This is a genomic window from Saccharopolyspora cebuensis, assembly GCF_039542665.1.
Classification (GTDB): Bacteria; Actinomycetota; Actinomycetes; order Mycobacteriales; family Pseudonocardiaceae; genus Saccharopolyspora; species Saccharopolyspora cebuensis.
The window spans coordinates 102,272-118,819 of the sequence record NZ_BAABII010000020.1 but is presented as its reverse complement, the minus strand read 5'-3'; the positions used below and the strand labels follow the sequence as shown (position 1 = coordinate 118,819).

Here is a 16,548-nt window from a genome sequence, read left to right as displayed (position 1 = left end):
CCGTCGTCAGCGAGCCATCAGGCCTGGTGCTCACGCACCGCCGGAGAGCTTCTCCCGCAGCGCGGCGAGCTGCGCATCGCTGGCCAGCGAACCGGCGTCCTGCTCCTCGGAGGAGGACGAGTAGTTGCCGCCACCGGTGCTCTGCTGCTCCTCGGCAGCACCGCCGCCGGTCGCCGCGGCCGCAGCGGCCTCGGCGTCGGCCTGGGCCGCCTTGGCGACCTGGGCCATGTGCTTCTCGTAGCGCGAGTGGGCCTCGCCGTACTGGCGCTCCCACTCCTCGCGCTGGGCCTCGTAGCCCTCCTGCCACTCCTGGGTCTCCGGGTCGAAGCCCTCGGGGTAGATGTAGTTGCCCTCGTTGTCGTACTCGGCGGCCATCCCGTACTGGGTGGGGTCGAACTCCGAGTCCGAGGTGAAGCCCTCGTTGGCCTGCTTCAGCGACAGCGAGATGCGGCGACGCTCGAGGTCGATGTCGATGACCTTGATCATCACCTCGTCACCCACCTGGACGACCTGCTCCGGGATCTCCACGTGGCGCTCGGCCAGCTCGGAGATGTGCACCAGGCCCTCGATGCCCTCGTCGACGCGGACGAACGCACCGAACGGAACCAGCTTGGTGACCTTGCCCGGCACGATCTGGCCGATCGCGTGGGTCCGGGCGAACTGGCGCCACGGGTCTTCCTGGGTCGCCTTGAGCGACAGCGAGACGCGCTCGCGGTCCATGTCCACGTCGAGGACCTCGACGGTGACCTCCTGGCCGACCTCGACGACCTCGCTCGGGTGGTCGATGTGCTTCCAGGACAGCTCCGAGACGTGCACCAAGCCGTCGACCCCACCGAGGTCCACGAACGCACCGAAGTTGACGATGGAGGACACGACGCCCTTGCGGACCTGCCCCTTCTGGAGCTGGTTGAGGAACTCGCTGCGGACCTCGGACTGCGTCTGCTCCAGCCAGGCGCGGCGGGACAGGACCACGTTGTTGCGGTTCTTGTCCAGCTCGATGATCTTTGCTTCGAGCTCGCGGCCGACGTAGGGCTGCAGGTCGCGCACCCGGCGCATCTCGACCAGGGAGGCGGGCAGGAAGCCGCGCAGCCCGATGTCGAGGATGAGGCCGCCCTTGACGACCTCGATGACGGTGCCCTTGACGGGCTCGTCCTTCTCCTTGAGCTCCTCGATGGTGCCCCAGGCGCGCTCGTACTGGGCGCGCTTCTTGGACAGGATCAGGCGGCCTTCCTTGTCCTCCTTCTGGAGGACCAGGGCCTCGACGAAGTCGCCGACGGTGACGACCTCGGCCGGGTCGACGTCGTGCTTGATCGACAGCTCGCGGGAAGGGATGACGCCCTCGGTCTTGTAACCGATGTCGAGCAGCACCTCGTCGCGATCGACCTTGACGATGGTGCCCTCAACGATGTCCCCATCGTTGAAGTATTTGATGGTCTGGTCGACGGCGGCGAGGAAGTCCTCCTCCGTCCCGACGTCGTTCACTGCGACCTGCGGCTTGGTGGCGGCTGCAGTCGGGACGGTGGTGGTGTCGGTGGACATCAGGTGGGTTGCTCCGGTACGGATAGTTTGGTCGTTGGATCTACGTTGTGGCTGCACCCGATCCTCCGCCGGTTCGGCCCCAGGAGGGCGCCGAATCCGCTGCCCGGCGGACTCGCCCGGACGATTCGCCCGGGTGGGCGGACGGACATGAAAGACCTACGGTGCGGCCGGTATCGTACGCGCTTTCTCGATCGCTGGGCAAATGCCATCCCTGCCCGATCGGGGCGCTCCCCGGACGGCCAGAATGCCCCACGTCGAAGCGGTACCCACGAGCGGCCGGGAGAACTCCTTGGTGCGACCCAGTAGTCCGGAAGACGACGAGACGCCGGCCGAACACCAGCCTAGCCCCGCCGAACGACTCCTCGGCACGGTAGGTGTGACGAAGCGCACTTCCGGGCCCGTCGAATCGCGCATCGCCAGCAGGCGCTGGTGGGACGCCGACGCCGACGAGTACCAGGCCGAGCACGGCGACTTCCTCGGCACCGACGACTTCGTCTGGTGCCCCGAGGGCCTCCGCGAGGCCGAGGCCGGACTGCTCGGCGAGGTCGCGGGCCGCCGGGTGCTGGAGGTGGGCTGCGGCGCGGCGTCCTGCTCGCGCTGGCTGGCCGACCAGGGCGCCCGGCCGGTGGCGCTGGACCTCTCCGCGGGGATGCTGCGGCACGCCGCCGACGGTGGGCGGCGCAGCGGCACCGCCGTCCCGCTGGTGCAGGCCAGCGCGGACTGCCTGCCCTTCGCCGACGGCTCCTTCGACCTCGCGTGCTCGGCGTTCGGCGGGGTGCCCTTCGTCGCCGACGCCGGCGCGGTGTTCCGCGAGGTCGCGCGGGTGCTGCGGCCGGGCGGGCGCTGGGTGTTCTCGGTGAACCACCCGATGCGGTGGATCTTCCCGGACGACCCGGGCCCGGCCGGGCTGACGGCCACCCACACCTACTTCGACCGGACGCCGTACCTGGAGGTCGACGAGCTGGGCCGGGCGACCTACGTGGAGCACCACCGGACCCTCGGCGACTTCGTCCGCCAGCTCGCGGCCGCCGGGCTGCGGCTGGTCGACCTCGTCGAGCCGGAGTGGCCGGCCGGGCACACCCGGAACTGGGGGCAGTGGAGCCCGCTGCGCGGCAGACTGTTCCCCGGGACGGCGATCTTCTGCTGCCTGCTCGACTGATCCCCGCTCGACGGACCGAGGAGCCGTGGTGCCCACCGCGCAGGACCTGATGGACCGGCAGCGCGCCCGGTTCGCCGAGCTGGACCCGCAGCTCCCGTCGGACTACCGGCTGCCCGCGGGCGATCCGGTGCTGGCCCACGCGCCCGGGGGCGAGGCGGTCGCCGGGGTCGTGCGGGTCGTCGAGAACCGCCCGGGTTCGGCGCAGCGGCTCTGGCAGGCCGCGACGGTCCACGAGCTGTACCCGCTGGTCGGAGCGCACCCGCCGGGCGGGATGGACGCGCTGCTGGCGGCGTGGCGGGACCGGCTCGCCGGGGAGGCGGCACCACCGGCGGACTCGTCCTGCGTGGTGACCTGGCCGAGCCGGGACGTCCGCGCCACCCGGGCGCTGCTGGACCACGGGTTCGTCCCGCTGTCCTGCCTCGCGGTGCGGTCACCCGCACCCCCCGAAGATACGAAACTGTCTGGTACCGTAAAGGTGCGTCGCGCCGGACCGGCCGACCTGGACGCCGTGGTCGAACTCGCGCTCGCCGAGCTCGACTACGCCGCCCTGGTGGGTGCGTCGGTGCGCCGCCCCGACGCACCGGAACTCAAGCGGACCACCGCACGGCTCCGGCTGCGCTCGGCCGACCCGGTCTGGCTGGCCGAGCGCGCGGGCACGCCGATCGCGGTCGCCGAGTGCGGTCTGATCGACACCACCAGGCACCCCACCGGAGACCGGCTGCGGCCGGGGTCCTGGGGCTACGTGAACTGCCTGTCGGTGCACGAGCGGGCCCGCGGCTCCGGCGTCGGCAGGCAGTTGATGGCCGTGGTGCACGCGGAGTTCGCCCGCGCCGGGGCCGTCGGCAGCTTCCTGTTCTACAACCCGCCGAACCCGCTGTCCTCGGTGTTCTGGCCCCGCCAGGGGTACCGGCCGCTGTGGACGATGTGGGAATTGCGGCCGGCCACCGCGCTGCGCTGACGCTCCGCGACCCCGGCCGCGGGAGTCGAGGAGTCCAGTGGAGATCGTCGCCTCGGAGGTCGAGGCAACCGGAGCGCACGGCCCGGTGCTCGCCCCCACCTCGCTGCGGCTGCGCGCCGGCGCGCTGCTGCTGATCACCGGCCCGCCCGGTGCGGGCCCCACCGCGCTGGGCCTGGCGCTGACCGGACGGCTGCGTCCCGACCGAGGCACCGTGCGGCACGACGGCGCGCTGGACCCGCGGGGCCTGCGCAGGCGGACCGCGCTGGTCGATTCGCCCGGCATCACCGCGCCCGACGACTCGGTCCCGGTGCGCACCGCCGTGGCCGAAGGCCTCAGCCTCGCCGGACGCCGCTCCGGTCGGCGCCGGGTCCGCCGCCGCCTCGACGACAGCGGCGTGGCCCACCACGCCGACGACCGCTTCGAACTCCTCCCACCGCACCTGCGGATCCGGCTGCTGCTCGATCTCGCCTGCGCCGACCCCCGGGTGCGCGCGCTGGTGCTGGACGCCCCGGACCGCCACGGCGGCCATCCCCTCGACTGGTACTCGCCGGCCCGGCAGCGGGCCGCGAGCGGTCTCGCGGTGGCCGTCCTGTGCGCCCCGCACTCCGCTCGCGCGCTGGGCGTGCCCGCGGCCCGGATCGGCGCGGACCACGACCACGACCCCGCTACCGGAGGTGCGCGATGACCAGCATCCGCCTCGCCATCACCGAACTGCGCAGGCTGACCTCGGGCAAGCTGCCGAAGCTCGCGCTGGTGGCCGTCACCCTGGTGCCGCTGCTCTACGGTGCGATGTACCTCTACGCCAACTCCGATCCCTACGGCCGGCTCGACTCCGTCCCCGCGGCCGTGGTGATCGCCGACCGGGGCGCCCAGCGCGAGGACGGCTCCCGGCTGCACGCCGGGCAGGACGTCCACGACGAGCTGGTCGGCTCCGGGTCGTTCGACTGGCACCGCACCGGCGAGGCCGAGGCCGAACGCGGGGTCGCCACCGGCGAGTACACCTTCGCGCTGGTGGTGCCGCCGGACTTCTCCGCCGCGCTGCTGTCCCCCGGCGACTTCGAGCCGAAGCAGGCCCGGCTGCGGCTGATCACCAACGACACCAACAACTACCTGGTGGGCACCATCGCCGAGACGGTCGCCGCCGAGGTGCGCACCGGCGTCGCGGCCGACGCGGGCAGCGAGGCCGCCGAGCGGTTCCTGCTCGGCTTCAGCACCGTGCACGACAAGACCGTCGAGGCCGCCGACGGGGCCGGTCGGCTCGCCGACGGCGCGACCCGGCTGCGCGACGGGCTCGATGAGGCCGGACGAGGCGCCGGGGAGCTCGCCGACGGGGCCGGGACGCTGCTGGACGGGCAGACCCGGCTCGCCGCCGGGGCGGACCGCCTCGCCGAGGGCACCGGGGAGCTCGCCGACGGCGGCACCGCCCTGCACGGCGGCCTCCAGCAGCTCCAGGACGCCACCGCCCCGCTGCCCGAGCGGACCGCGGCGCTGGCCGACGGCGCCGAGCAGGTCGCCGCGGGCAACGACCGGCTGGCCGACCGGGCGGAGGTGCTCAGCGGGGCGTCCCAGGACCTCGTCGACGACCTGGACGCCACCACCGAGCGGATCGCCGGGCAGCTCCGGCAGGCCGGGGTCGGCGAGGAGGTGGTCGGCGGGATCACCGAACGGCTCGACCGGCTCGGCAGCCCCTTGACCGATGCCAACGACCGGGTGCAGTCCCAGGTCGGGCAGCTCCGGACGTTGGCCGACGGCGCGCAGCGGGTCGCCGAGGGCAACCGCGCCCTGGCCGAGGCCACACCGCGGCTAGCCGGAGCGGTGGACCAGCTGACCGCCGGTGCGGGCGAGCTCGAACGCGGCAGCGGGGAACTCGACGCGGGCGCCGGGGAACTCGCCGACGGCCAGCAGCAGGCCCTGGCGGGCACCCGCGAGCTCGCCGACGGCGCCGCGCGGCTCGACGACGGCACCGCGGCGCTGGCGGACGGCTCGCGCGACCTCGCCGACGGCGCGGGCACCCTCGCCACCGAACTCGGCCGGGGTGCGGGCGACATCCCGAACCCCGACGACCCGACCCGCCGGGCCACCGCGGACACCATCGGCGACCCGGTGGCGATCGACACCGACGCGCAGGTCGAGGCAGGCACCTACGGCGCCGGGCTGGCCCCGTTCTTCCTCGGGCTCGCGCTGTGGGTCGGCGGGTTCGTCCTGTTCCTGCTGATGCGCCCGCTGTCGGCCCGGGCCCTGGCCGCCGGGGTGGCGCCGTGGCGGGTGGCGCTCGGCGGGTGGCTGCCCGCGGGCGTGCTCGGCCTCGCCCAAGCCGTGCTGCTGCACGTGGTCGTGGTGCACGCGGTCGGCATCCAGCCCGCGCGGCCGTGGGCGACGCTGGGTTTCCTGGTGCTGACCTCGTTCGCCTTCACCGCGGTGGTGCACGCGCTGAACGCGGCCTTCGGGCCGAAGGGCAAGTTCATCGCGCTCGTGGTGCTGATCCTGCAACTGGTCACCGCGGGCGGCACGTTCCCGTGGCAGACCATCCCGGAGCCGCTGCACCCGCTGCACCAGGTGCTGCCGCTGAGCTACGTGGTCGACGGCCTGCGGCACCTGATCTACGGCGGGCCGGCCACCGGATCGGTGGTCGCCGTCGGGGTGCTGCTGAGCTACTTCGCGGCCGGACTGGTGCTGAGCACCGTCGCGGCCTGGCGGCAGCGGGTGTGGACCCCGGCGCGCCTGCGCCCCGAACTGGCGCTGTGACCGGCGCGGCGGTCCGGACCCGCGGGCCGGACCGCCGCCCGCTCACTCCTCGACGGGCTCGTCGTAGCGCCCGATCTCGATCAGGTTGCCGTCCGGGTCGCGGAAGTACAGCGAGGTGATCGGGCCGGTGGAGCCGGTGCGGCTGACCGGGCCCTCCTCGATCCGCACGTCGTGGGCGCGCAGGTGCTCCTGCACGTCGCTGAGCGCGCCCCCGGTGATGAAGCACAGGTTCGCCGAGCCCGGCACCGGGTGCGTCGCCGTCGGCGCCACCAGCTCGCTGGCCGCGTGCAGCTTGATCGTCTGCTGGCCGAAGCTGACCGCCCGCCGGTCGTCGGGGAAGATCACCGGCGTCATGCCGAGGACTTGCTCGTAGAACTCCATTGCCCGATCGACATCGGCGACGGTGAGGACCAAGTGGTCCACTCTGTCGATGCTGATCATGCTCCTCCTCGGTTCTTCGCGAACGGCGCCCGCAGGTCGAGCTGCCCGTCCACAGCCAGTGGCGGCCCTGGCAGGCTATCCGGAGCGCGGCGCCGCAGCGCCATCCGGGCCGTCCGGGGATGGCGCACACTCCACCGCATCCGCCCCGGTCCCCGCCGGGGAAGGCACGTTTCGTAACTGTCCCGAAACCCGTCAGTGCGCGGCGGAATCCCAGGACCGGCCGACGCCGACGGAGACCTCCAGCGGAACGTCCAACCGGAACGCCGAGCCCATCTGCTCGCGCACCAGCTTCTCGACCTCCTCGCGCTCGCCGTCGGCCACTTCGATGATCAGCTCGTCGTGCACCTGCAGCAACATGCGCGACCGCAGCCCGCCGTCGGTGAGCGCCCGGTGCACGCCCAGCATCGCCACCTTGATGATGTCGGCCGCGCTGCCCTGGATCGGCGCGTTGAGCGCCATCCGCTCGGCCATCTCCCGGCGCTGCCGGTTGTCGCTGACCAGGTCGGGCAGGTAGCGGCGGCGGCCGAGGATCGTCGAGGTGTAGCCGTCCTTGCGGGCCTGGTCCACCACCTCGTGCAGGTAGTCGCGAACCCGGCCGAACCGGGCGAAGTACGCCTCCATCTGGTCGCGTGCCTCCTCGGCGCCGATCCGGAGCTGCTGCGCGAGACCGTAGGCCGACAGGCCGTAGGCCAGGCCGTAGGACATCGCCTTGACCCGGCGGCGCAGCTCCTGGTCCACCTCGGCGATCGGCACCGAGAACGCCCGCGCCGCCACGAAGGTGTGCAGGTCCTCCCCGGTCCGGAAGGCCTCGATCAGCCCTTCGTCACCGGACAGGTGCGCCATGATCCGCATCTCGATCTGGCTGTAGTCGGCGGTCATCAGCTCCGCGAAACCGCCACCGACCACGAAGACCTCGCGGATCCGCCTGCCTTCCTCGGTGCGGATCGGGATGTTCTGCAGGTTCGGGTCCGTCGAGGACAGCCGGCCGGTCGCCGCGATCGTCTGGTTCAGCGTGGTGTGGATCCGGCCGTCGTCCGAGATGGACTTCACCAGACCTTCCACCGTGGTCTTGAGCCGGGTCGCGTCGCGGTGCTCCAGCAGGTGCTGCAGGAACGGGTGCTCGGTCTTCTCGAACAGCGTCTGCAGCGCCTCGGCGTCGGTGGTGTACCCGGTCTTGGTGCGCTTGGTCTTGGGCATCTCCAGGTCGTCGAACAGCACCACCTGGAGCTGCTTCGGCGAGCCGAGGTTGATCTCCTTGCCGATCACCCCGTACGCCTCCTGCGCGGCTTGCCGCACCCGGACGGCGAAGCGCTCGCCGAGCTCCTCGAGACCGTCGGCGTCCACCGCGATGCCCGCCGCCTCCAGCTCGCCCAGCACCGCCAGCAGCGGCAGCTCCAGGTCGGTGAGCAGGCTCCGGCTGTCGATCCGGTCCAGTTCCTCGTCGAGGGCGGCGGCGAGCTCGGCGACCGCGCGGGCCCGCACCAGGTCGACCGCCGCGGCCCGCTCCTTGGCCTCGGACTCGTCCTCCAGCAGCGAGAGCTGACCGTCGTCGGCGCCCTGCTCGGCGCGCAGCTCCCGTTGCAGGTAGCGCACCACCAGGTCGGGCAGGTCGAACGAGCGCTGGCCCGGGCGCACCAGGTAGGCGGCCAGCGCCGTGTCGCTGGTCAGCCCGGCCATCGACCACCCCCGGTCGGCGAGGGCGTGCAGCGGCCCCTTCACGTCGTGCCCGGCCTTGGGCAGCGCCGGGTCGGCCAGCCAACCCGCCAGCGCCGCCTCGTCCTCCGGGGTCAGCGCGGTGACGTCGACGTGGGCGCCGTGGCCGTCGGCGGTGGCCAGCGCGATGCCGGTCAGGTCGCCGTGGCCGCGCGCCCACTGCCCGGCGAAGGCGAGACCGACCCGCTGCCCGGTCCGGGCGTGCGCGTCCAGCCACGCCGCCAGCGCACCCGGTTCGAGCGTGCCGCCGGTGATCGCGAAGCCTTCCTCGACCTCCGGCTCGGCGCTGGACAGCGTCGCGAACAGCCGGTCGCGCAGCACCCGGAACTCCAGGTCGTCGAACAGCCGGTGCACCGCGTCGCGGTCCCACTGGCGCAGCTCCAGCCCTTCCGGGGCGAGCTCCAGCGGGACGTCCTTGACCAGTTCGGTGAGCTGGCGGTTCATCATCACCGAGGAGAGGTGTTCGCGCAGGGCGTCACCGGCCTTGCCCTTGACCTCGTCCGCCCGGTCGACCAGCCCGGCCAGCGAGCCGAACTGCTGGATCCACTTGGTGACGGTCTTCTCCCCCACGCCCGGGATCTTGGGCAGGTTGTCCGAGGGGTCGCCGCGCAGCGCGGCGAAGTCCGGGTACTGCTCGGGGCTCAACCCGTACTTGTCGTGCACCGCCTCCGGGGTGAAGCGGGTCAGCTCCGAGACGCCCTTGGTCGGGTAGAGCACCGTGACGGCGTCGGTGACGAGCTGCAGGGCGTCCCGGTCGCCGGTGCAGATGGCGACGGTGAAGTCCGAGCCGGTGGCCTGGGTGGTCAGCGTCGCGATGACGTCGTCGGCCTCGAAGCCCTCCTTGCTCAGCACCGGGATGTTCAACGCGCCGAGGACGTCCTGGATCAGGCTCACCTGCCCGCGGAACTCGTCCGGGGTGGCGCCGCGGTTGGCCTTGTAGTCGGCGAAGGTCTCGGCGCGGAAGGTCTTGCGCGAGACGTCGAAGGCGACCGCGAGGTGGGTGGGCTGCTCGTCGCGGAGCAGGTTGATCAGCATCGAGGTGAAGCCGTAGACCGCGTTGGTGTGCTGCCCGGTGCCGGTCTGGAAGTTCTCCTTCGGCAGGGCGTAGAAGGCGCGGTAGGCCATCGAGTGGCCGTCGATGAGCAGCAGGCGTCGGTCCTCGGAGTGCGTCACGGCCCGGAGTCTAGGCTCCGACCACGACAGCGGTTCAGCGAGGCGAAGGAGGCCGAGGCGGTGTCGGACCGACCGGACAATGAAGCCATGACCAGCGGGGACGACGAGCTGAACGCGGTGCTGGCCACCGCGCGGGAACAGCTCACCGACCGCATGGGCATCACGCTCACCTCGTGGAGCCCCGAACGTGTGGTGGGGACCATGCCGGTCGCGGGGAACCGGCAGCCCTACGGGCTGCTGCACGGCGGCGCCAACGCGGTGCTGGCCGAAACGCTGGGGTCGGTGGCCTCGGCCCTGCACGCGGGCAACGACCGCATCGCGGTGGGCCTGGAGCTCTCCTGCACCCACCACCGGGCGGCCACCGAGGGCGTGGTCACCGGGGTCGCGACGCCGATCCACCGGGGGCGGGCCACCGCGACCTACGAGATCACCATCACCGACGAGCAGGAGCGGCGGACCTGCACCGCCCGGCTGACCTGCGTGCTGCGCGACCAGCCGCCGGCGTGATCGCCCCCGGCGCCCGCATCGCGCGGCGGTGCGGGCGGCGGGGCCCCGCTCAGAGGTTGTCCAGCACCGCCTGCGCCACGGCCTTCATGGTGGTGCGCCGGTCCATCGCGGTGCGCTGGAGCCAGCGGAACGCCTCCGGCTCGGAGAGGTTGTGGTTGTTCATCAGCAGGCCCTTGGCCCGCTCGATCGTCTTGCGCGCCTCCAGCCGCTCGGTCAGGTTGCTGACCTCGGCTTCCAGCGCCTGCACCTCGGTGAACCGGGAGACCGCCAGCTCGATCGCCGGGACCAGGTCGCGCTTGGCGAACGGCTTGACCAGGTAAGCCATCGCCCCCGCGTCGCGGGCGCGCTCCACCAGGTCCCGCTGGCTGAAGGCGGTGAGGATGACCACCGGGGCGATGCGCTCACCGGCGATGTTGGACGCCGCCTCGATGCCGTCCATCTTCGGCATCTTGATGTCCAGGATCACCAGATCGGGGCGCAGCTCGTCCGCGAGCCGGACGGCCTCCTGCCCGTCCCCGGCCTCTCCGACCACCTGGTATCCCTCTTCGCGGAGCATCTCCACCAGGTCGAGCCTGATCAACGCCTCGTCCTCGGCCACGAGCACGCGACGTTCGACAGGCTTGGCCTCGTTGTCCTCGGCGGCCGGCGTCGTCACCGGATTCCTCCTGGTCAATCCTCGGGTCCGCCGGTGCGGTTCCGCACCGGAAAGTGCAGCTTACGCAGTTCAGAGGCGGTATGTGCGGCTGGGTGAGAACGGCCACGGATCTTGCGCATCACACTCCGATGCCCGTCCACCACAGAGAATAGGCGGTCGGTGGCGGCGCGAGCCGCAGCGCCGCGTGACGAGCTCGTCACAGGCCCGTTGCGCGCCGGTGGCGGGGCCGGACGAGCCCGACGTAGACGAGGACGATGACAGCGGCGCTGACCAGGCTCAACAGCAGTTGCGAGCGAACTTCGGGGAGCGCCGTCATGGTCACCACGACCACCGCGATCAGCCCGAGCGTCGCCCAGGTGAGGTAGGGGAACCACCACATCCGCAGGGTCAGCCGCTCCGGTGCCTCCCGCTCCAGGCGGCGGCGCATCCGCAGTTGCGAGACGGCGATCAGCGCGTAGATGAACAACGCCACCGCGCCCGCCGAGTTGATGATGAAGTAGAAGATCGTGTCCGGCGCGACGAAGCTCGCCACCACCGCGACATATCCGGCCACAGTGGACAGCAGGATGGCCTTCCACGGCACCCCGCGCCCGTTGAGGTCGCGGATCCAGCTCGGCGCGAACCCCCTGCGCTGCAACGCGAACAGCATCCGGGACGCGGTGTACAGACCCGAGTTGAGCACCGAAACCACCGCGGTGAACACCACGACGTTGACCACGGCCCCGGCGGCGGGCAGCCCGAACCGGGCGAAGGCCGCCGCGTACGGGCTGACGTCGCCGTCCGGGATCTGCCGCCACGGCGTGATCATCACCAGCAGCGCGATGGAGCCGACGTAGAACAGCAGCACCCGCCACACCACCGCCCGGGTGGCCTTCGCGACGGACTTCTCCGGCTCGTCGGACTCGGCGGAGACGATGGTGACGATCTCGGTGCCGAAGTAGGAGAAGATCACGATCACCACCCCGTGCAGCACCGCGAAGCCGCCGTGGGCGGCGAACCCGTCGAGGGCGATGTTGCCGACCGAGAACTCCGAACCCGGCCACAGCCCGAGCACGAAGATCGTCCCGCACAGCAGGAAGACGACGATCGTGATCACCTTGATCGAGGCCAGCCAGAACTCCGTCTCCCCGAAGGAGCGGACCGAAACCAGGTTGGCGGCGGTCAGCACCACCATCAGCACCAGCGACAGGACCCATTGCGGGAAGACCGGGACCAGCGGGTTCAGCAGTTGCGCACCGGCCACCGCCTCGAAGGCGACCACGCCCACCCAGTAGTACCAGTACAACCACCCGATGGTGAATCCCGCGCCGTCGCCGAGCGAGGACCGCGCGTACTCCATGAAGGACCCGAGCGTCGGAGCCGCGGTGGCCATCTCGCCGAGCATCCGCATCACCAGCACGACGATGGCCCCGCCGATCGCGTACGACAGCACGGCGGCCGGACCCACCGTCGAGATCACCGCGCCGCTGCCGATGAACAGGCTCGCCCCGATGATGCCGCCGAGCGCGATCATCTGGAGGTGCCGGTTCTTCAGGCTCCGCCGCAGCCCGTCGCGCTCCGGCAGCTCCGCCTCCGCACCACCGACCATCGCAACCTCCGGATCGCTCGCGGTGCCGCGAACCTACCCCGCAGTCGATCACCGGACCAGGGCCCGCGAACCGGCCGGACCGACCACCCGCACCCGGATGATCAGCCATCCCGTATGCTGGCACCGGACCAGCCCCCGTAGCCCAATCGGCAGAGGCAGCGGACTCAAAATCCGTCCAGTGTGCGTTCGAGTCGCACCGGGGGCACTCAAAACCGCAGGTCAGCGGTGCGCACGTCGGTGGTTCCGCGCCGGGTGCCGCGACTCGTCCATGCGAAACCCATGCGAAACCCATGCGAAACGGGCCCTCGGGGCCGGACTCGGGCGCTCACGCGAGATCGGAGTCCCGTCGATCCGCGCGATCCGCCCGTGGGCGGTGGTGGTCGGCGCTAGGGTGCTGGCGTGGTCGCCGACCTTTCCTCCCAGGATTTCCTCGCGGCGCTCGAGCGGGCCCCTCGTTCCCTCGCGGCGCAGTTCGTCGCCGCCGCCGAGGAGCTGGAACGGGCCGTCGCGGAGGAGGCGTCGCTCGTCGAGTGGGTCCCGCTGGAGCGGCAGGCGAACGGGGTGGTCCAGGTCGGGTGGTTCCGCTACTCGGACACCGCGTTCGGCGTCCTCGGCAAGGCCGCCCGACTCCTCGACAGCGCGGGGATCGACAGCGACCGGGTCCGCGACCTGCCCAGGTCGGCCGCGGACGTCCGGAACACGGCCCTGCCCGACGTGGCGGCCTTCCTCGTCACCATCATGCACGGGGAGCGCATCGCCGACGGCCTCGTCGCCTCGTGCCTGGAGAACGGTTCGCTCGTCGCGGCCGCCTCCCGGCTGAAGGAGGCGGTGCTCCCGCTCGTCCGGTCCTGACCCGGCGCGCATCCGGGCAGCCGTGCCGAGCTGAGGCGCCCCCGGCGATGACACCGTTCTGCTACCTGCTCCGGCCATGATCCGCCCAGGACGTTCGTGCGGGAGGTCGGGATGCGGGTGGAGGTGCTCGGGCCCTTCCGGATCTGGGACGGGGCCGTCGAGGTGGACGTGGGGCCGAACCAGCGCCGGATGGTCTTCGCCGCGCTGGTGCTGAACGCGAACCGGCCGGTGCGGGTGGGTGCGCTCGCGCAGGTGCTGTGGGGCGACGAGCCACCACCGACCGCCGCGGGCTGCATCCAGTCGCACATCTCGCGGATCCGGGCGCGACTCGGTGACGTGACCGGGCCCGCCATGGGCGTGCGCACGCTTGGGCACAGCTACCTGCTGCGCGCCGATCCGGAGTGGGTCGACGCGCTCCGGTTCCGCGGCCTGGCCGAACGCGCCGACGCGGTGGGCGGTGTCGAGGCGATCGGGCTCTACGAGCAGGCGCTGGCGCTGTGGCGCGGTGAGGCGCTGGTCGACCTGGTTCCCGAGTCCTGCCGCGCCCGGCTCGTCCGCCCCTGGGAAGAACGGCGGCTGCGGGTGGTCGAAGCGCGCGACGCGCTGGTGCTGGCGCACGGCGATCCGGTCCGCCTGATCCCCGAGCTGACCGCCTTGGTGGCCGACCACCCGGGGCGCAGCCGGAGCGTGGAGCACCTGATGCTGGCGCTGCACCGGTGCGGGCGCGACGACGAAGCGCTGGCGACGTTCCGCCGGGTGCGGCAGAGCCTGGCCGAGCAGCACGGGATCGAACCCGCCGCCGAACTCCTCCGGCTGCACGAACGCATCCTCCGCAACGACCCGGAACTCCGTCCGGCGCGGCAAGCCCGCGACAAGCCGTCGGCAAGCACTCGTCCTTAGATTCCCTGCCGGAGTGCGAGAACCGCGCTCGCAGTGGAGAGGAGAGCACCATGCGCAAGAGCTACGAGCGTCCGACCGTGCGCAAGGCCGGCACGTTCAGCGAGGACACCGGCTACTTCCTCGGCGCGCACCGCGACGGCTTCGGCGCCCGCCGGACCCACAACTGATCATTCGGTGCGGGCGGTGGACCCGGTTCCACCGCCCGCACCGGCGCGACCCGCTGGAGGCCCCGTGCTCCCGTTCCCGGAACCCGAGGTGCCGTGGTTCCTCGTGCTGCCCGATCACCCGGACGTCTTCCCCTGGTACGACCGGGCTCGCCAGCACGCCACCCGGTCGCTGCGCCACCCGAGCGGGCGCCCGTGGTTGCTGGGCCGATGGCCCGACGAGGACCTGTGCATCGCCGTGGGCAGGGGGCGGCACGCGGCTGCGCTCGGCGTCCACCGGGTTGACCACGACGTGCTGGAGGCGCGGTTGCGCTCGCACGCCTCGCTGGACTCCTTCGCCCGGTCCGAGCCGGGATCGTTCCACCTCATCGCGTCGGTCGACGGTGAACTGCGGGTGCAGGGCCCGGTGCTGCACGGTCGCCGGGTGGTGCACGCCTCGACGCCCGACGGCCTCGTCCTGGTCTCCGATCGCGCGGACGTCCTGGCGTGGTTGCTCGGGCTCGACGTCGACCCGGCGCTGCTGGGGCTGCGACTGCTCGGCGAAGCCGTCCCGCACCCGCTGGGCATCGCCCCGCTGTTCACCGGGGTGGACGCCGTGGACGTGGGCCACTACGTCGTCGTCCCGCCTCGGGGAGCGGCCCGGCAGGTGCGGTGGTGGCGACCGCCGGAGCCGACGCGCTCGCTGGCCGACGGGGCGGCGGCGCTGCAGGACGCGCTCACCGACGCGGTCCGGGTCCGCACCGCCCGCCCCGCACGGGCGAGCTGCGACCTCGCCGGGGTCGACTCCACGGCGGTGTGCGGGCTGCTCGCCCGCGAAGACGTGGAGCTCCGGGCGTTCACCGTCGCCAGCCCCGACCCCTACGACGACGACCTGGTGTTCGCCGGGCGGACCGTCGCGGCCCTGGGCGTCGCGCACGAAGTGGTCCGCACCGACGTGATGCCGGTCGTCTACCAGGACTTCGCCGCGACCCCTCCCGCGCTGGACGAACCGAGCCCGATCAGCGTGGAGAACGGCCGGCTGGACGCGCTGTTCCGGCTCGTCGCCGAGTCCGGGTGCACCGACCACTTCGGCGGCTACGGCGGGGACGAACTGCTGCACGGCTCGCCTGCGTGGTTCACCTCCTACCTGCGGACCGATCCGGGGCTGGCGCTGCGCAACCTGCGGGCCTCGCGGGCCAACGGGCGCTGGCCGCGGGGCGAGACGGCGCGCCAGGCGCTCGACCCGCGCTCCTACGGCAACTGGATGCGCCGGTTCGCCGACCGGCTCGGCGGACCGCCGCCCGGGACGCGGCACCCGGCTCTGGACTGGGGCGCGGTCGCCGCCTTCGGCCCGTGGACGCCGGTCGAGGCGGTGCGGCTGGCCCAGCAGCGCGTTCGGGAGGCCAGCCGATCCGCCCGGCCGCTGTCCGAGGTTCGAGGCCTGCACCGCGATCTCACCATGATGGTCGCCTGCTCCGGAATGCTGCGGGCCTTCGGACCGGTCGCGGCCCGGCATGGGGTCACCGTGCACGCCCCGTTCTACGACGACCGGGTGATCGAGGCGGGCCTGTCGGTGCGCGCCCAGGACCGGATCTCCCGGTGGCGGTACAAGCCGCTGCTCGCCGAGGCGATGCGCGGCATCGTCCCGGACGTCTCGCTCGACCGCGCTACGAAAGCGGAGGGATCTGCCGTGGAACACCAGGGAATCGTGCGCAACCGACGGGCGATCCTCGAGTACTTCGAGGAATCGCGGCTGGCCGAGCTCGGTCTGCTGGACCGCCGGGCCTTCCACCAGCACGTGTCAGCGACATCGGCGACCGCGCAGGACTTCACCGCGCACCTGTTCCCGAGCGTGGCGTGCGAGATGTGGCTCCGGCGGCTCGCGGGCGCCCCGACCGACGTGGAGCAGGTGCGATGACGCTGGCCGAAAACCTGGTGCTCACCGAGACCGACTACGGGATCGTGCTGCTCGACGTGGTGCGCGGAACGTACTGGGACCTCAACCCCTCCGGTGCGCTGATTCTGCGAACCCTGCTGGACGGCGGTGCGGAACCGGTGGCGGCACGTGCCCTCGCCGGCGAGTACGAGGTGGACCTCGACACGGCCGCGGCGGACGTCACCGCGCTGGTGGCCGAGCTGCGCGCGACCGGAATCCTGCGCTGACCGGGGAAGGAC

The 16,548-nt window shown here is 72.3% G+C and carries 15 protein-coding genes and 1 tRNA gene; 11 read left to right on the top strand and 5 right to left on the bottom strand.

Annotated elements, in window-relative coordinates; translation table 11 throughout:
* Positions 1-30 precede the first annotated feature (30 nt).
* The gene (rpsA, locus tag ABD976_RS27215) at positions 31-1,539 is read right to left on the bottom strand and encodes a 30S ribosomal protein S1 (protein WP_345367937.1); all 1,509 of its coding nucleotides are present in this window, start codon (positions 1,537-1,539) and stop codon (positions 31-33) included.
* Positions 1,540-1,828: 289 nt separating this feature from the next.
* Between rpsA and ABD976_RS27210 the strand changes: the two genes are divergently transcribed.
* Genes ABD976_RS27210 through ABD976_RS27195 form a run of 4 tightly spaced genes read left to right on the top strand, consistent with a single transcriptional unit; the run spans position 1,829 to position 6,401 of the window.
* On the top strand, positions 1,829-2,698 hold the full coding sequence (locus ABD976_RS27210) for a class I SAM-dependent methyltransferase (protein WP_369774570.1): 870 nt from the start codon (positions 1,829-1,831) through the stop codon (positions 2,696-2,698).
* Between the two features lie 28 nt (positions 2,699-2,726).
* Entirely contained in the window at positions 2,727-3,656 is a 930-nt protein-coding gene (locus ABD976_RS27205; protein ID WP_345367935.1) for a GNAT family N-acetyltransferase, read from the top strand.
* 37 nt (positions 3,657-3,693) lie between these two features.
* Positions 3,694-4,341, top strand: coding sequence for a P-loop NTPase family protein (locus ABD976_RS27200; protein ID WP_345367934.1), 648 nt, complete (start codon positions 3,694-3,696; stop codon positions 4,339-4,341).
* A complete protein-coding gene (locus tag ABD976_RS27195; protein ID WP_345367933.1) occupies positions 4,338-6,401 on the top strand; it encodes a YhgE/Pip family protein in 2,064 nt (687 codons plus the stop codon). Before ABD976_RS27200 ends, ABD976_RS27195 begins: the two co-directional genes overlap by 4 nt.
* Before the next feature lie 42 nt (positions 6,402-6,443).
* Here the strand turns inward: ABD976_RS27195 and ABD976_RS27190 are convergent, their stop codons facing one another.
* Together ABD976_RS27190 and polA are read right to left on the bottom strand one after the other, a co-directional pair.
* Positions 6,444-6,842, bottom strand: coding sequence for a VOC family protein (locus ABD976_RS27190; RefSeq protein ID WP_345367932.1), 399 nt, complete (start codon positions 6,840-6,842; stop codon positions 6,444-6,446).
* Positions 6,843-7,034: 192 nt separating this feature from the next.
* Entirely contained in the window at positions 7,035-9,728 is a 2,694-nt protein-coding gene (gene polA, locus ABD976_RS27185) for a DNA polymerase I (RefSeq protein WP_345367931.1), read from the bottom strand.
* Between the two features lie 87 nt (positions 9,729-9,815).
* On the opposite strand from polA, the gene ABD976_RS27180 reads away from it, so the two are divergent.
* Positions 9,816-10,235 carry a PaaI family thioesterase gene (locus ABD976_RS27180; RefSeq protein ID WP_345367930.1) on the top strand — a complete coding sequence of 140 codons (420 nt, stop codon included), beginning with the start codon at positions 9,816-9,818 and terminating at the stop codon, positions 10,233-10,235.
* A 49-nt stretch (positions 10,236-10,284) separates the two neighbouring features.
* On the opposite strand, the gene ABD976_RS27175 is transcribed toward ABD976_RS27180, so the two are convergent.
* Together ABD976_RS27175 and ABD976_RS27170 are read right to left on the bottom strand one after the other, a co-directional pair.
* Positions 10,285-10,890: an ANTAR domain-containing response regulator gene (locus ABD976_RS27175; protein ID WP_345367929.1), complete on the bottom strand. Its 606-nt coding sequence runs from the start codon at positions 10,888-10,890 to the stop codon at positions 10,285-10,287.
* A 196-nt stretch (positions 10,891-11,086) separates the two neighbouring features.
* Complete coding sequence (locus tag ABD976_RS27170) at positions 11,087-12,478, bottom strand: amino acid permease (RefSeq protein ID WP_345367928.1); 1,392 nt, start codon at positions 12,476-12,478, stop codon at positions 11,087-11,089.
* 131 nt (positions 12,479-12,609) lie between these two features.
* Between ABD976_RS27170 and ABD976_RS27165 the strand changes: the two genes are divergently transcribed.
* The 6 genes from ABD976_RS27165 to ABD976_RS27140 all read left to right on the top strand — a co-directional run bounded on the left by ABD976_RS27165 (position 12,610) and on the right by ABD976_RS27140 (position 16,536).
* Positions 12,610-12,683, top strand: a tRNA-Leu gene (locus ABD976_RS27165).
* A 194-nt stretch (positions 12,684-12,877) separates the two neighbouring features.
* Positions 12,878-13,330, top strand: coding sequence for a DUF6508 domain-containing protein (locus tag ABD976_RS27160; RefSeq protein ID WP_345367927.1), 453 nt, complete (start codon positions 12,878-12,880; stop codon positions 13,328-13,330).
* 96 nt (positions 13,331-13,426) lie between these two features.
* The gene (locus ABD976_RS27155; RefSeq protein WP_345367926.1) at positions 13,427-14,230 is read left to right on the top strand and encodes an AfsR/SARP family transcriptional regulator; all 804 of its coding nucleotides are present in this window, start codon (positions 13,427-13,429) and stop codon (positions 14,228-14,230) included.
* Between the two features lie 50 nt (positions 14,231-14,280).
* The gene (locus tag ABD976_RS27150; RefSeq protein ID WP_345367925.1) at positions 14,281-14,397 is read left to right on the top strand and encodes a keywimysin-related RiPP; all 117 of its coding nucleotides are present in this window, start codon (positions 14,281-14,283) and stop codon (positions 14,395-14,397) included.
* Positions 14,398-14,461: 64 nt separating this feature from the next.
* Positions 14,462-16,291, top strand: coding sequence for an asparagine synthase-related protein (locus ABD976_RS27145; protein ID WP_345367924.1), 1,830 nt, complete (start codon positions 14,462-14,464; stop codon positions 16,289-16,291).
* Positions 16,288-16,536 carry a lasso peptide biosynthesis PqqD family chaperone gene (locus ABD976_RS27140; RefSeq protein WP_345367923.1) on the top strand — a complete coding sequence of 83 codons (249 nt, stop codon included), beginning with the start codon at positions 16,288-16,290 and terminating at the stop codon, positions 16,534-16,536. The genes ABD976_RS27145 and ABD976_RS27140 overlap by 4 nt, the downstream gene beginning before the upstream one ends.
* Positions 16,537-16,548: the final 12 nt, after the last annotated feature.

What these genes read in the sequence shown, in the direction of transcription:
- rpsA (WP_345367937.1), bottom strand. Translation starts at nt 1,539, where the DNA reads ATGTCCACCGACACCACCACCGTCCCGACTGCAGCCGCCACCAAGCCG.
- ABD976_RS27195 (WP_345367933.1), top strand. Translation starts at nt 4,338, where the DNA reads ATGACCAGCATCCGCCTCGCCATCACCGAACTGCGCAGGCTGACCTCG.
- ABD976_RS27190 (WP_345367932.1), bottom strand. Translation starts at nt 6,842, where the DNA reads ATGATCAGCATCGACAGAGTGGACCACTTGGTCCTCACCGTCGCCGAT.
- ABD976_RS27180 (WP_345367930.1), top strand. Translation starts at nt 9,816, where the DNA reads ATGACCAGCGGGGACGACGAGCTGAACGCGGTGCTGGCCACCGCGCGG.
- ABD976_RS27170 (WP_345367928.1), bottom strand. Translation starts at nt 12,478, where the DNA reads ATGGTCGGTGGTGCGGAGGCGGAGCTGCCGGAGCGCGACGGGCTGCGG.
- ABD976_RS27150 (WP_345367925.1), top strand. Translation starts at nt 14,281, where the DNA reads ATGCGCAAGAGCTACGAGCGTCCGACCGTGCGCAAGGCCGGCACGTTC.
- ABD976_RS27140 (WP_345367923.1), top strand. Translation starts at nt 16,288, where the DNA reads ATGACGCTGGCCGAAAACCTGGTGCTCACCGAGACCGACTACGGGATC.